We start from the raw sequence: 13,575 nt of genomic DNA, 5'->3' as shown, positions 1-13,575 counted from the left end.
ATTTGGCGAAATAGCCGGCCGGGAGCGAAAAAAGCACACACTAAGGAACTTGTCGTTTTCAGAGAGCTTTAGATAGTTTGGGAGCGATCATGACAGCACATCCGAAAGACAAACCCTCGATCAAGCCATACACTGGCCCGGCCGGTGGATGGGGGTCCGCAAAATCAGTTGCCGGGATCCTGCTCCGTGAGCATATCCCGGCGAGCGGCGCCGCCTTGCTGGACAAGCAAAACAAGCCCGAAGGCTATATGTGCGTCAGCTGCGCGTGGGCGAAGCCCGCCAAGACGCATCCGCTGGAATTTTGCGAGAACGGCGCCAAGGCTACCGCCTGGGAGGTAACAAACCGCAGGGCGGATGCCGGCTTCTTTGCCGCGCATACGCTGAGGGAGCTAGAAGCCTGGCGCGACCATGATCTTGAGGAACAGGGTCGGTTGACGCAGCCGATGCGGTGGAACGCGGAAACTGATAAGTATGAGCCGGTCGAGTGGGACGTGGCATTCGCCGAAATCGGCAAAGAACTTCGAGCCCTCACGCCCCAACAAGTCGACTTTTATACGTCCGGTCGCGCCTCTCTGGAGGCGGCTTATATGTATCAACTTTTCGCACGACTGTTCGGCAGCAACAATCTCCCCGACTGTTCCAACATGTGTCACGAGAGCACCTCGGTGGCTTTGCCCGAAAGTATCGGAGCATCGGTCGGAACGGCGGTCCTCTCGGACTTTGAGAACACCGACTGCATATTTTATATCGCCCAGAATGTCGGGACGTCCTCGCCCCGGCTGTTGCATGACCTGCAGGATGCCGTACACCGCGGCGTTCCGATCGTTACATTCAATTTGCTGCGGGAACGGGGCCTTGAACGTTTCAAGAACCCGCAGGCGCCAACCGAGATGTTGTCCTCGAAGGAAACACTGATCTCGTCGGAATACTATCAGGTGAAGAATGGTGGCGATATCGCAGCGCTCTTTGGCGTGTGCAAAGCGTTGATCGAGGCCGACGATGCGCTCAAAGCGTCAGGAACAAGTAAAATCGCTGGGAACGACGACATCCCAGATGACCCATCTGAGGCCGGAACGATCGCATTTGCCGCGTCGATTGCAGCTGCCGACAAGAAGCATGTCCTCGACCACGACTTCATCCAGGAGCACACAACCGGTTTCGAACAGTTTGCCGATGCGGCCCGGTCCTATAGCTGGGCGGAGCTTGAGCGAGTTTCCGGTCTCACACGGGAGCAGATGACGCATGCGGCACAGACTTATGCAAAAGCCAAGGCAGTCTTGATAGCCTATGGGATGGGTGTCACGCAGCACGTGATGGGCGTCGACAACATCCATATGATCGCCAACCTCGCGCTCCTGCGTGGCAACATCGGTAAACCAGGCGCCAATATCTGCTCCATTCGGGGCCACTCCAACGTCCAGGGACAACGAACGGTCGGTATTACCGAAAAGCCGGGGCTCGTGCCCCTGGACAAGCTGTCCGAGCTGTACAAATTCGAACCGCCGCGTTGGACGGGCCGATCGACGGTGGACACCTGCAAAGCAATTCTCGATGGCCAAGCGCGTGCCTTCATTGGCCTCGGCGGTAACTTTCTGCGTGCCGTGCCGGAGACAGAGGCGATGGAGGCGGCCTGGAGGAAATTGCGCCTGACGGTGCAGATCGCGACCAAACCAAACCGCAGCCATGTGCTCCACGGCGAGATCGCGTATCTGCTGCCTTGTCTGGGGCGGTTGGAGATCGACAACCAGGCCACCGGTCCACAGGCTGTATCGATCGAGAGCTCAGTCGCACACTTCCATGGGTCGCGCGGCAAAGCGACACCGGCGAGTAGCCATCTAAGATCTGAGCCAGCGATCATTGCCGGATTGGCGAAAGCCACCTTGGACCGTGGTGACGTCCCCTGGGATGCATGGATCGACGACTATAGCCGGATCAGAGACGCGATCGAGCGCACCTATCCCGAAACGTTCAGCGACTTCAACAAGCGGCTGTTCCAGCCGGGTGGGTTCGCTCGGCCCCTGCCAGCGCGCGAACGGAAATGGGTTACCAAGACGGGCAAGGCCAACTTCCTGACGCCGGACCGGCTGTTTCCTGAATTTGCAATCGATGGCGCGCAAGAAGACGTCCTGCATCTGTCGACACTGCGATCGAACGACCAGTTCAACACGACCATTTACGGCTACAGCGATCGGTTTCGCGGCGTCAACGGAACACGCAAAGTCGTTTTCATGAATCGCGATGACGTCGCTCGCCTCGGCTTCGCCAACGGCGACAGCGTCGATTTGCGCACGGCCATCGATCACTCGACCGCGCGCCAGGTAGGCGCGCTTAGGGTCGTCGAGTACGATATTCCGCAAGGCTGCTGCGCGGCATACTATCCGGAATGCAACCCGCTATTTCCGTTGGGACACCACGATGCCCAGTCGAAGACGCCGTCCTACAAGCTGCTTCCGGTATTCGTCACCAGGTCACAGCAGCAGCCGAAGGACTGATCCGGCACGGGAAGCTTTCCATGGGCAGTGTTCGAGGTAATCGTCGTTCAGCTATAGCCATCGCACTTGGTGGCGCCGTTGTCGTCGGCGCGGGCGCTCTCGTGGGCTGGGCACGAGAAGGCCGCACCTTGCGCCTGGATCCGCCGCTTTCGGCCGAGTTCGAGAAGATCCGATTGATGCCGAATGACATCAGCGGAGCGCCGCCAGAAATCTATTTCAAGCTGGGAAAGCCATACGAAAGTACCGCTTACGATTTGAGCCAGGGAAAGCGGCTTTATTCCTGGTTTGGCTGTCCGGCATGCCACGGCGACGGCCGGGGTGCGGCCGGCCCATCTTTTCTGGACGGATGGTGGCTTTACGGTCCTGAGATGATCTCGGTCGTAGCATCCATCCGCGATGGCAGGCCCCACGGAATGCCTGCCTTTCGTGACAAGATGACGATCGATGAAATCTGGCAGCTCGCCGGCTATGTGAGAACGATCGGCGCCTATTCGGCAAAAACGACCGCGCCCAGTCGCAATGACGACAAGAACACCCGGCCGTCCGAGAACCGCGCACCGGCCGCGGCTCTCTTCGACGAGGGGCCCGCCGGCGCGCACCCTGATCAGGGGCCATCGCCTTGACGCGCTCTTCGATCATCGGCCCGTCCCTTGCGTCTCTCTGTCTCTCAGGCTGTACGGGGTCGCAGTCTGCGCTTGACGCAGCCGGCGCATCGGCTTCCGCCCTGAAACAGCTCATCGTTGTCATTGTCGTGGTCTGCGCTGTTGTCTGGCTTTTGGTGATGCTGGTGCTGGCATGGTCCCTGCTACGACCGCGTGACGGACGCGGGGTTGCTGGCAACGACCAGAAAGCGCGTAAAGTTGTCGCCGGAGCGGTGGCGGCCACCGCTTTCATCATCGCCGGTCTGACGATCATAAGTTTTTATACGACGCGCAAGATTGGCGAAGCCTCCGAAACAGCGTTGACCGTCACCGTGCGAGGTCAGCAGTGGTGGTGGCAGTTCATCTATCCCGATGATGGATCGGGGCGAGAGTTCAAGACGGCCAACGAGCTGCACATCCCTGTCGGACAAGCTGTGAAACTACGGTTGGAGAGCGCCGACGTCATTCATTCTTTCTGGGTTCCGAGCCTGGCGGGAAAGCTGGATCTAATACCGGGCCGGATCAACGAACTGACGTTGCATGCTGATCGACCGGGAATCTATCGCGGCCAGTGTGCGGAATATTGCGGGCTGCAGCACAGCCACATGGCGGTGCTTGTCATTGCTGAAGACGAGGTGAGTTATCGGCAATGGGTGCAGGGGCAGCAGCGTGAACGGCTCCCGCCGGCAGATCCACAGGTCACAGCCGGCGAAACGGTGTTCATGAGCAAGCCTTGTGCCGCCTGTCATACCATTCGCGGCACATCGGCGGCCGGGGTAACCGGGCCTGACTTGACGCACGTTGGAAGCCGGCAGACGATCGCGGCAGGGCTTTTGCCGAATACTCGCGGGTCCCTCGCTGCTTGGATCGCCGACCCGCAGACGCTCAAGCCCGGCAACAACATGCCGCTCGTGCCGCTCTCCGGGGAAGAGTTGAAACAGGTCTCCGCCTACCTAGAAAGTCTCAAATGAGCGCTGATCCTCCCCCGCTGACCGATGTGGATCTTGGCGACGAGGTGATCGACCTCAGGCTTCATCAGATTTGGAAAACGCCAACAGGCTTGTGGGGCGCGCTTTCGACCGTCGATCACAAAATCATCGGCCGGCGCTACATCATCACGGCTTTTGTGTTTCTTCTACTTGGCGGCATCCTGGCGATGGCGATGCGCCTCCAGCTGGCCACGCCCGAGGCGCGCTATATCAGTCCCGATCGCTACAATCAGATTTTCACGATGCACGGCACCAACATGATGTTCCTGTTTGCCGTACCGGTGATGGAGGCCATGGGCGTGTATCTCGTGCCGCTGATGCTCGGCACCCGCAACATCGCCTTTCCGCGCCTCAACGCTTTTTCCTACTGGATATTTTTAGCCGGCGGCCTGCTGTTATGGATCGCATTCGCGCTGGACGTCGGTCCCGACGTGGGCTGGTTTGCCTATGTCCCCCTCTCCGGCCCCCAATATGGTGCCGGAAAGCGAGCTGACATTTGGGCGCAGATGATCACGTTCACGGAGGTTTCGGCGCTTGCTGTCTCTGTCGAGATCGTTGTTACCGTATTCAAGCAGCGCGCACCGGGAATGTCCCTGGATCGAATTCCGCTCTTCGTCTGGTCGATGCTGGTCACCTCATTCCTTGTGATCCTGGCGATGCCGGCGATCATGTTTGCAAGCAGCACCTTGATTCTCGACCGTCTGGTTGGTACCCATTTTTACAATCCCGCCGAGGGCGGCGACGTCCTGTTGTGGCAGCATCTTTTCTGGTTCTTTGGCCATCCGGAAGTCTACATTATCTTCCTGCCGGCGGTGGGAATGGTGTCGACGATGATTTCGACGTTCGCCCGCAGGCCGGTGTTTGGGTACCTGGCCCTGGTGATGGCGTTGATTTCGACGGGCGTCCTCGCCTTCGGCCTCTGGGTGCATCACATGTTCGTCGTCGGCCTACCGCGACTTGGCGAGAGCTTTTTCACGGCCTCCAGCATGGCTATTGCCGTGCCCGCCGGCATTCAGATCTTCTGCTGGCTCGCAACACTGTGGGATGGAAGACCGGTGTTCAAGTCACCAATGCTGTTCATTATCGGCTTCATCATCACCTTCGTGCTTGGCGGACTGACTGGCGTCATGGTGGCGTCGGTGCCATTCGACACGCAGGCGCACGACACCTACTTCGTCGTCGCGCATTTCCATTACGTCCTCGTTGGCGGCTCTGTTTTCCCGCTGCTTGGAGCGATCTATTACTGGTTCCCAAAATTCACCGGAAGGATGATGAGCGAACGGATCGGCCGCTGGGTATTCGGGTTGATATTCACCGGTTTCCACCTGACGTTCTTCCCGATGCATCTTCTCGGTCTCTTCGGTATGCCGCGTCGTATCTATACCTATCAGCCCGAGATGCCTTGGGCCGGTCTGAACCTGTTCGTCAGCCTCAGCTCTTTTATTCTCGCCGTAGGATTTCTCCTGTTTTTCATGGACGTTGTCCGCAGTGCGCGCTCCGGCGCTGTTGCCGAAGAGAACCCATGGAACGCATCCACGCTGGAATGGGCAACGACCTCACCTCCCAGCCCCTATAATTTCCGGCGCATCCCGGTTGTCAGCCAGCGTGAACCGTTATGGTCAGGCTCGTCGGATCTGCCGGTGGTCAGCGGAATGCGGCTGGACCGACGGGAACTGATCGTCAGTGGCGTCGTCGAGGCCGAGCCTGAAGCACGGGAGTCCTCGCCGACCAATTCGATCTGGCCACTCATTGCAGCCATCGCGACGTCGATCATGCTGATATGGTCGATGTTCTCGCCATGGGCGGTCGTTTGGGGTTCAATCCCGATCGCAATCGCCCTGACCGGCTGGTTTTGGCCAAAGGGCGACCCGGAGGATGAGTCATGAAAGAGCGCCTGGTTCTCGATGTCTCGCACCTGCCATTGCACGGCTCCGGCACCGCCAGCCCGACCTGGTGGGGAACACTGGCGTTCATGTTGATCGAAGGGACCGGCTTTGCTCTCGGAATAGTCGTCTACCTTTACCTGATGAGCATCGCCAGCGTCTGGCCGATCAACGCGCCGGCGCCTGATCTGCTGCCTGGCACTCTTTTGACCGCTGTGCTCGCTGTCAGCGTAATACCGAACGTGCTGGTGGCGCGCTGGGCTGAACGCAGAGAGCTAAAAAAGGTCCGGATCGGCCTGATCGTCATGGCTTTGCTCGGCGTCGCCCCGCTCTTCCTGCGGGTATTTGAGTTCCCGGCCCTCCACGTGATGTGGGACAGCAACGCCTATGGTTCGATCACCTGGGTGCTGCTCGGACTGCACACCACCCACATCCTGACCGATCTGATCGACACGCTGGTTCTGATGTGCCTGATGTTCACGCGGCACGGCGACAATCCGAGGCGCTATGGCGATGTGGAGGACAACGTCATGTACTGGAACTTTGTTGTCGCAACGTGGGTTCCGCTCTATCTCTGTCTTTATTGGGTGCCGCGTCTATGAGATATTCCATCGCAGTCGCTGGAGGATTGGTTTTCGCCCCACTAGCTTGGGCCGTCAGCACACAGATTGGCCAAGTCATGCCCTATGTGGACTGCCGGATGGGCAGGCCATGGTCCGTGATGGCCACGGTGCTTCTAGCACTGTTGGCGGTTGTCGGTGTTCTGGCGCCTTTGGCGGCACCTAGAAGCCCGAAATCGAGGTCAGATACGTTCATCAGAACGATCAGCGTTCTCGCGGGATCAGCATTTGCGTTTGCCTTGGCGATGCAGGCCGCAGCCACTTTTATAATAAACCCTTGTCAACACTGATCCGAAACGGTGCCGGAGACAGAAAATGAGCGGCGAAGGGTTTCCCGTCAAGATCGTAGTTCTGTTACTGGTCACGATGCTCGGGCTCGCGGCGGGGGTCCTCACGTACCAGGTTAGAGATCGCAACCAGAGGACAGATGTCGCAAGTTTACTTGCTCGCGGCGATCCCGCCCGTGCGCCTGAGATTTTCCGGCGTTATGGTTGCACCGGATGCCATACGATTCCCGGCATCGCGGGAGCCAACGGCAAGGTCGGCGGCCCACTGGTCGACATACGCCAGCGCGTCTACCTAGCGGGAGTCGCGAATAATGACGCGGAGGCGCTTGTCCACTGGATTGTGGCGCCGAGTGCGTTCGATGCCAAAACGGCGATGCCGGACACCGGTATTTCAGAAGCCGAAGCGCGGGACTTGGCTGCCTATCTTTACGGGCAGTGACTACGGCTGCGGTGTCGGTCGTGCTGGCAGCGACTTAATGTAAGTTGCAATGGCATCGCGGTCACCTGCGGGGAGTTTGGCGGTGTTAGTGACAACGTCGGCCATGGAGGATCCGACGCGCCCGTGGTCCGGGGTGTTGCCGCTGGTCAAAACCTCGAAAATATCGGCCTGAGACCAATCGCCAATACGCGCGGGCGTGATGTTCGGAACGAACCCCGTTCCTTCAGGATCCTCACCCCCGGCATATCGCGTCGCCTGCTTGATCGCTCCAAAGACATTGCGCGACGAATGGCACTCGGCACAATGGGCAACGCTTTCGGCGAGATAGGCGCCTCGGTCATGGATGGGATCGCCACTCAGCACGGCTTCGGACTTTCCCTCGTCGAAAAACAGCAGCTTCCAGAAGCCGACGAACCGCCGGATGCGGAAGAGTGCGACGAGGTCGTGGGGCGGCGCGCCGCCCGACACTGCTGGTAGAGTCTTCAGATAGGCAAACAGGTCCCGAACATCGTCCACCGTCATTCCGGTGTAGCTTGGATAGGGAAAGACCGGATAATAATGCTGTCCGTCGGGAGAGACGCCCCCGATCAGCGCGTTGCCAAGATCGGCGGCGGTCCACGAACCAATTCCGTCCTTCGCATCTTGCGAGATATTGGGAGGCCGGAACGTGCCGAACGGCGAGGCGAGCGCAAGGCCGCCGCCGAGTTGCAACCGATGCTTTTGCCCAGGTGTCGCATGGCACGATGAGCAATCTCCTGCGGCGAATATCAATTCGCCACGAGCAGGATCGCCCGGCTTCACGAACGCCGGATCATTCTCTTCAAAAGGGATATTTGGTTTGGTGATGAGCCACGCGCCAGCGGCGAGCATTGCAACAGTAAGAGCGGCCCCCAATAAAATTGTCCGAACTCGCGTCTTCACCGATGGTCCTTCGCTCCCGAGTTATCCCACATCCTGCCGAGTGGATGTCTTCGAATAGACAGACGGTTTAAAATTATGCCACAGCGACACATTCCAGCTATACCCATTACTCCGATTCGGTATGTGTTGCCCGAAAGCGCTCGATCTGCTCTGGCTCCTTCTCGTCAATCTGGGTGATTTCGTTTTTCGCATCGCCATGCACATGTAGCAGTTCATCGAGCTTGGCATGGATTGCCTGTGTATCCCGATGTTCCGCCCGCTGGATGAAAAGCGTCATCATCCAGGTGATCAGCGTGGCCAGGCCGTGCCATTCCAGCGTCTCGGGGCTGAAGATGAGCCAGGAGATCCCATAGAAAATTACAATGGCAAAAGCGATGGGGCTGGCAGTCCATGTGCCTAAATCCGTCAACCAGGAACGCCAGCGCATAGTTGAGACCTCCACATTGAGGCGAAAACCCTCTCTTAGGCAGCCGGTTCCCGCAGACGCGACATTTCGTTGAGATCTCTCCGTTCTGAGCGCGGCCTAGTCGCGATCATTCGGCTTGCATCTTTCGCCCTGTCCTTGGCCTGAAATCCGCGAGCATTGACTTCAGTTCCACTTCCCGCACACGCCTCGCAGCCTCATCCGGACTGACCCATTCACGCGTACGCTGTCCTTGTTCCTTGAAGTCCGCATTCAGCTCGTGGACCTCGATCTGAAACACTTCAACGACGCATGGCGCGACGTCTCCGTCATCCAGTTCCTTGAGATAGGTGTAACGGCCGACGGGTTTCTTATGAACGGCACCGCGAATGCCTGCCTCTTCCCAGGCTTCGATCGCAGCAGCCTCGTATGGTTTCTTTCGCTTCATCGGCCACCCCTTCGGAATGATCCATCTGCCGCTGTCGCGCGAAGTGATGACCAGTATCTCGATCGCGGCGCCTTCAGTCCGCCGAAAACAGAGAGCGCCATATTGTTGCCGGAACGGGCCAGTGAACAGCTTGTCCGGTAAAGTCGCGGCCTTCGCAGGTTTCTTTCGATTTGACATGGTCACACATAGTAGCTCCCAGCTCGACGCAACTGGCAAGCCTGGAACAATTCGGCCGAGCGTTGGTTCCTCGTCAATTGTCCGGTGATGGCTTTATCATGACCTTCCAGCTCGAACCCTACTGCGGTAACGCTCCAGCACCTGAGGCCCTGATGGCGGACTGGAACTTCGACCCAATCCTGCTGTCGGCAATCGCTCTAGTGGCGCTGTGGACATGGCGCCGAGCTATGGCGGAAGACCGGGTGGGTCAGTGGGCCCTGTTCATGGGTCTTTGTGTCCTCGCCTTTGTCTCGCCCCTATGTGCCTTCAGCTCCGCCCTCTTCTCGGCACGGGCCTTCCATCATATTGTCTTGGTATCGCTTGCTGCGCCGCTCGGTTGGCGCTTTTTCTTTGGATCATCTGTTACGCTTGATCGCTTTCCATCCATGGCCGCATTCGTCGTACACACAGTGATGGTCTGGCTCTGGCATCTGCCTCTTCCCTACGCCTGGGCTCTCTCCAGCAATTTTGCCTATTGGGCAATGGAAATCCCTCTCCTTCTGTCGGCCCTGTGGCTTTGGCGTGAAATCCTCTACCCGCGACGCGCCTCAGGCAGTGCGCTCGCCATCTGCGGTGGCACGATATTGCAGATGACGATGCTTGGGGCATTTCTGACGCTCACTCCACACCCTCTGTTCAGCCCGCATTTTTTGACCACCGACCTTTACAGTCTCACGCCCCTCGAAGATCAGCAGTTGGCCGGGTTGTTGATGTGGGTGCCCGCCTCGCTGCCATATGTCGCCGCCTTTCTGCTCAGGATCGGTCAGACGATTAAAACATCGTCCCGTGATAAGGCTGTGGACGTGCCTCAAAACGTATAGCTGGCCGCGACGCCGGATGCGGCGGCCTGGATGCAGATCCTTACTGCCACCGATGATTGGAACGACCTGGGCCCTGGTCCATGGCAGCCGCCTTGAACGGGGTCTAACCGCCGACGTGTTTACTATTAGCGAAGCCGTTGATCCGGAAGAAACCTTCGGCGGTGTAGATGGAAACTGCGCAATCACGTCCAAAGTGGGCGGCGGCTCACCGAGAATGCCTGACCTTCATCGGCAGATTCCAGCCGCTTCATCGGTCGCCAATTCATCAACGATCAGGCTCTCAAACGCGCCGAGAAGTTGATCGTTGTCATTGGCTCAGCCACCACTGCCCGCTCGCTGCGGAATCTCCGAAAGCTCTAGCGATGTGAGCTCCACGTTAGGAAGGTCTCTGGTTTGACGCCATCCGTCCGCGCCTTCTCGATCAGCGGCCGGAGTGTGTCTTTGACGAATTCTTCCATTGTGGTGCGCAGTGCAGGACGATCATTGTGAAACTTTACACGCCCATCGTTAAGAGCAGCCAAGGTGTCGTTATCGTAGACCCACCGTCCGAGAGCTCCGAACCTCTCCCGGAATACCGCCTCGACCTCGCGATCGCTCCTATCGATGAAGCGATAGTCCACCTCTCTAGCGAGTGCCCGGCTGATAATCGCGGCGATCTCGGTCATCGTGTAATCGATGCCCAGTTGCTTTACGGATCGGTGCTGGTCAGTCGGCGTGTCGAACTCTTTCGCCGCGAGATCCGCGATGTCCTGAATGGCAATCCAAGGAGTTTTCACGTTTGGGTCAAGCGACCAGCCGATCCTATCGTGCTGCGCGATGGAGTCGGTCCACCCGGCAAGGTCCTGCATGAACCAGCCACCCTGCAGGTGCACCACTTTGATGTCGCGTAGTCGGTTGAGGATCTGATCCAGGATATGAAAGCCCTGAAAATGGCCGGTGTTTCCGCTGACCTCGGATCCCATTCCGGTCAGGCTCACGGCCAATTTCACAGGGGAATCTCGAAGGGCGTCGAAAAACCGAAGCGCTACCGTAGGGTAGTGCCCATGGAGGTCCTCCGAGCCCCAGATGGTTTTGACCATGAGGAACGCAGCGTCAGCGTCTTCGAAGAACGCGTTAAGTTCACCAGCACCCGTATCGAAGCTGCCAAGGAACGATTCCGCTCCTTTCGCGACAAGGTCATCGAGGGCCGGCCCTCCTCTTGAAAGAGCTTTGACTGAATGGCCTTTGGCCAAGAGGTTCTCGGTAAGTTTGGCACCGATCCTGCCGGTCGCGCCAACCACGGCTATACGCATGGGTGATCTCCTGAGAGTTGCTAAACCAGGAGCCTAAAGGATTGCCCCGCGAGCAAAAGTGGAGATAATGCCATATGATCTCGAAATCGGGCCAACCTTCGAATAAGCCACCCTGCAGTGCCGCGATAGATCTAAGCCTCTTGCATGGGCCTGCGATGGCGATCAGGATGGACTTCGCCGACTATGAAGCCGAGGGGGTGCAGCACCAGCACCCGCAGGGTCAACTGATCCTGGCGCTCCATGGCGCGGTGACCTGCAGAGCGGAAAGTGGGGTCTGGATCGTTCCGCCCGACTGCGGAGTTTGGATACCAGGTGGCGTTCCTCACAGCAATCAGGTCACGTCCAATGCTCGTCTAACGTACCTGTTTGTCGAGCCCGGCGCGGCCATGCTTCCGGCTGTATGCTGCACGCTTTCGGTATCGCCGATGCTTCGGGAGATGATACACCGGGTAGCGGACCTATCGGAAAATCACGCCCGCGACGCTCATGTCGATCGCCTCGTGCGGGTCATGCTCGATGAGCTCGCGCTGATGCCGCGGGAGAGGCTGGAGCTGCCCGTATCTGACCATCCAAAGATCGCCCTGATCGCCGCGGCTCTTTTGGCAGACCCGAGCGACCGCCGAACCCTTGGCGAATGGGCTGAGCATGTCGCGGTGAGCGAGCGATCGTTGAAGAGGCTTATGGTCCAAGAGACAGGATTGAGCTTCGGCCGTTGGCGGCGTCAGCTACATCTGGTCATCGCGCTGCGGGAACTTGCCGGCGGTGCGACAGTCCAGCGGGTAGCAGGAGACTTGGGGTATGAATCCACGACAGCCTTCATCGTCATGTTCAGGAAGGCGCTTGGGACCACGCCATCGCGTTACTTTGCCGATCGCTCATTAATCACGGAGCACGCATGAGACGCCATATATTGCTGCGATTTGGTTTCATCGCAAACTCGCAGACTGGTTGCATGCATATGGTGAGGTTCTCCGGGACCGGGCTATTAAGCCTGTGCCCAGTTCGCGGAAGTTGCCAGACGGAATGCTTGCGCATGCCGAACCGATACGATCTGAGGGCCGAACAATGAATGTCGGTGCGATCCTTTATGCCGCCGACGCTCGGTTCCTTAGCGATACCCCTGGGATGCCCTTAGTGGGAGTGCTCAAAAAGGAACCCTCACTGTTGGGTCAGTTTTGGGAGATGGCGCGCGCGGGGACGACGTGGGATTATATTACGCGCGGTGCGGGTCGGTGCAAGCTTTGGGCCCTGGGGCGGCTGCTCAAAGCGTATGATGATGGCGATTGCCGTTTAGTTGGACGGGCAGAGCCGACGGCTGCGGCGAGTTCTCAATCAGCCGCTCGTATTCCTGCTCCGGCACACCATAGCAGCCGCCGGCGATTTCGATCAGCATGTCGCGATCCAGGATGCGGACGTTGCCGCGTGTCGATTTGATGGCGTGCATGCCTTCAAGGATGTGCAGCTCATCGGTGACGCCGGCTCGCCTGACACCCAGCATCAATGCCAGGAAATCATGCGTAAGCGGCAGATCATTGCCCTCGATGCGGTCGTGACACATGAGCAGCCAGCGCGCTAGGCGCTGATGCATGTTGAATTTCGCCGCAGCCAGCGCCGTGTGGGCAAGCTGCAGCTCGCAGGTGTGGACATAGCGCAGCAGCAGTTGCCGCACATCCGCGTTCTCAAGCGTCGGAAGAAAATCCTCCTTAGCGACCTGAAGCCCGTGGCCTGACACTTGCATGAAGGTCTTATTGGGCGTCCGATCCACGCCGAGGATAACGGGGTATCCGGCAATCCCTTCGCGGCCGATGTGGCGGACTTCGAGGCTTCTGCCCTCGGCGCTTTCGGCGACCATCGAGGCGAGGCCGCTTTCGATAAAGCAGACATGCTCGATCGGTTTGCGCGGCAGCATGAGTGGGCGTTTGACAGGAAGATCGACGGGTTCGAGGAACGGCGCCAGAAGCTCGAAGGCATCCTCCGGAAACCGCCGCAACAATCTGTTATTCACTCGCCTCTGCAGCAATTCTGTCATAACATCGCACCATCCGTCGAATGGTAAAACGAGAACCTACTCCTTTCGTTCGAAGGCTTCAGGCTCTGTGCGGTTTTGACAATTGAAACCGTTT

Annotated in this window: 13 protein-coding genes; 8 read left to right on the top strand and 5 right to left on the bottom strand. The window is 58.5% G+C overall.

The window, feature by feature from the left end:
- Positions 1-89 precede the first annotated feature (89 nt).
- The 6 genes from AC2444_RS34800 (at position 90) to AC2444_RS34775 (ending at position 7,351) form a co-directional block, all read left to right on the top strand.
- On the top strand, positions 90-2,492 hold the full coding sequence (locus AC2444_RS34800) for an FdhF/YdeP family oxidoreductase (RefSeq protein ID WP_003555369.1): 2,403 nt from the start codon (positions 90-92) through the stop codon (positions 2,490-2,492).
- A 20-nt stretch (positions 2,493-2,512) separates the two neighbouring features.
- Entirely contained in the window at positions 2,513-3,115 is a 603-nt protein-coding gene (locus AC2444_RS34795) for a c-type cytochrome (RefSeq protein ID WP_012760471.1), read from the top strand.
- A complete protein-coding gene (gene coxB, locus AC2444_RS34790) occupies positions 3,112-4,104 on the top strand; it encodes a cytochrome c oxidase subunit II (RefSeq protein ID WP_003555365.1) in 993 nt (330 codons plus the stop codon). The genes AC2444_RS34795 and coxB overlap by 4 nt, the downstream gene beginning before the upstream one ends.
- On the top strand, positions 4,101-6,008 hold the full coding sequence (gene ctaD, locus AC2444_RS34785; protein WP_222017507.1) for a cytochrome c oxidase subunit I: 1,908 nt from the start codon (positions 4,101-4,103) through the stop codon (positions 6,006-6,008). Before coxB ends, ctaD begins: the two co-directional genes overlap by 4 nt.
- A complete protein-coding gene (locus AC2444_RS34780) occupies positions 6,005-6,607 on the top strand; it encodes a cytochrome c oxidase subunit 3 (RefSeq protein ID WP_003555362.1) in 603 nt (200 codons plus the stop codon). Before ctaD ends, AC2444_RS34780 begins: the two co-directional genes overlap by 4 nt.
- Positions 6,608-6,940: 333 nt before the next feature.
- Positions 6,941-7,351 (top strand): c-type cytochrome, encoded by a 411-nt coding sequence (locus tag AC2444_RS34775; RefSeq protein ID WP_487762942.1) that lies wholly within the window; start codon positions 6,941-6,943, stop codon positions 7,349-7,351.
- Here the strand turns inward: AC2444_RS34775 and AC2444_RS34770 are convergent, their stop codons facing one another.
- The 3 genes from AC2444_RS34770 to AC2444_RS34760 all read right to left on the bottom strand — a co-directional run bounded on the left by AC2444_RS34770 (position 7,352) and on the right by AC2444_RS34760 (position 9,300).
- Positions 7,352-8,221, bottom strand: a complete 870-nt coding sequence (locus tag AC2444_RS34770; RefSeq protein ID WP_041935877.1) for a c-type cytochrome — start codon at positions 8,219-8,221, stop codon at positions 7,352-7,354. It abuts the gene before it with no gap.
- Between the two features lie 157 nt (positions 8,222-8,378).
- Complete coding sequence (locus tag AC2444_RS34765; protein ID WP_003555359.1) at positions 8,379-8,699, bottom strand: low affinity iron permease family protein; 321 nt, start codon at positions 8,697-8,699, stop codon at positions 8,379-8,381.
- A 106-nt stretch (positions 8,700-8,805) separates the two neighbouring features.
- On the bottom strand, positions 8,806-9,300 hold the full coding sequence (locus tag AC2444_RS34760) for an NUDIX hydrolase (protein WP_003555358.1): 495 nt from the start codon (positions 9,298-9,300) through the stop codon (positions 8,806-8,808).
- A gap of 98 nt (positions 9,301-9,398) precedes the next feature.
- Between AC2444_RS34760 and AC2444_RS34755 the strand changes: the two genes are divergently transcribed.
- The gene (locus AC2444_RS34755; protein WP_487762941.1) at positions 9,399-10,160 is read left to right on the top strand and encodes a cytochrome c oxidase assembly protein; all 762 of its coding nucleotides are present in this window, start codon (positions 9,399-9,401) and stop codon (positions 10,158-10,160) included.
- 356 nt (positions 10,161-10,516) lie between these two features.
- Here AC2444_RS34755 and AC2444_RS34750 read toward each other — a convergent pair whose 3' ends face one another.
- Positions 10,517-11,452 (bottom strand): NmrA family NAD(P)-binding protein, encoded by a 936-nt coding sequence (locus AC2444_RS34750; RefSeq protein WP_128408063.1) that lies wholly within the window; start codon positions 11,450-11,452, stop codon positions 10,517-10,519.
- Between the two features lie 74 nt (positions 11,453-11,526).
- On the opposite strand from AC2444_RS34750, the gene AC2444_RS34745 reads away from it, so the two are divergent.
- On the top strand, positions 11,527-12,351 hold the full coding sequence (locus AC2444_RS34745) for an AraC family transcriptional regulator (RefSeq protein ID WP_012760476.1): 825 nt from the start codon (positions 11,527-11,529) through the stop codon (positions 12,349-12,351).
- A gap of 362 nt (positions 12,352-12,713) precedes the next feature.
- Here AC2444_RS34745 and AC2444_RS34740 read toward each other — a convergent pair whose 3' ends face one another.
- Complete coding sequence (locus tag AC2444_RS34740) at positions 12,714-13,481, bottom strand: Crp/Fnr family transcriptional regulator (RefSeq protein ID WP_026157731.1); 768 nt, start codon at positions 13,479-13,481, stop codon at positions 12,714-12,716.
- Positions 13,482-13,575 lie beyond the last annotated feature (94 nt).

Source organism: Rhizobium sp. WSM1328, from assembly GCF_057653715.1.
The sequence above is the reverse complement of the archived record's forward strand: the minus strand, read 5'-3'. Positions and strand labels throughout refer to the sequence as shown.

What these genes read in the sequence shown, in the direction of transcription:
- AC2444_RS34800 (WP_003555369.1), top strand. Translation starts at nt 90, where the DNA reads ATGACAGCACATCCGAAAGACAAACCCTCGATCAAGCCATACACTGGC.
- AC2444_RS34795 (WP_012760471.1), top strand. Translation starts at nt 2,513, where the DNA reads ATGGGCAGTGTTCGAGGTAATCGTCGTTCAGCTATAGCCATCGCACTT.
- ctaD (WP_222017507.1), top strand. Translation starts at nt 4,101, where the DNA reads ATGAGCGCTGATCCTCCCCCGCTGACCGATGTGGATCTTGGCGACGAG.
- AC2444_RS34780 (WP_003555362.1), top strand. Translation starts at nt 6,005, where the DNA reads ATGAAAGAGCGCCTGGTTCTCGATGTCTCGCACCTGCCATTGCACGGC.
- AC2444_RS34775 (WP_487762942.1), top strand. Translation starts at nt 6,941, where the DNA reads ATGAGCGGCGAAGGGTTTCCCGTCAAGATCGTAGTTCTGTTACTGGTC.
- AC2444_RS34770 (WP_041935877.1), bottom strand. Translation starts at nt 8,221, where the DNA reads ATGCTCGCCGCTGGCGCGTGGCTCATCACCAAACCAAATATCCCTTTT.
- AC2444_RS34765 (WP_003555359.1), bottom strand. Translation starts at nt 8,699, where the DNA reads ATGCGCTGGCGTTCCTGGTTGACGGATTTAGGCACATGGACTGCCAGC.
- AC2444_RS34760 (WP_003555358.1), bottom strand. Translation starts at nt 9,300, where the DNA reads ATGTCAAATCGAAAGAAACCTGCGAAGGCCGCGACTTTACCGGACAAG.
- AC2444_RS34755 (WP_487762941.1), top strand. Translation starts at nt 9,399, where the DNA reads ATGACCTTCCAGCTCGAACCCTACTGCGGTAACGCTCCAGCACCTGAG.
- AC2444_RS34750 (WP_128408063.1), bottom strand. Translation starts at nt 11,452, where the DNA reads ATGCGTATAGCCGTGGTTGGCGCGACCGGCAGGATCGGTGCCAAACTT.
- AC2444_RS34745 (WP_012760476.1), top strand. Translation starts at nt 11,527, where the DNA reads ATGATCTCGAAATCGGGCCAACCTTCGAATAAGCCACCCTGCAGTGCC.
- AC2444_RS34740 (WP_026157731.1), bottom strand. Translation starts at nt 13,481, where the DNA reads ATGACAGAATTGCTGCAGAGGCGAGTGAATAACAGATTGTTGCGGCGG.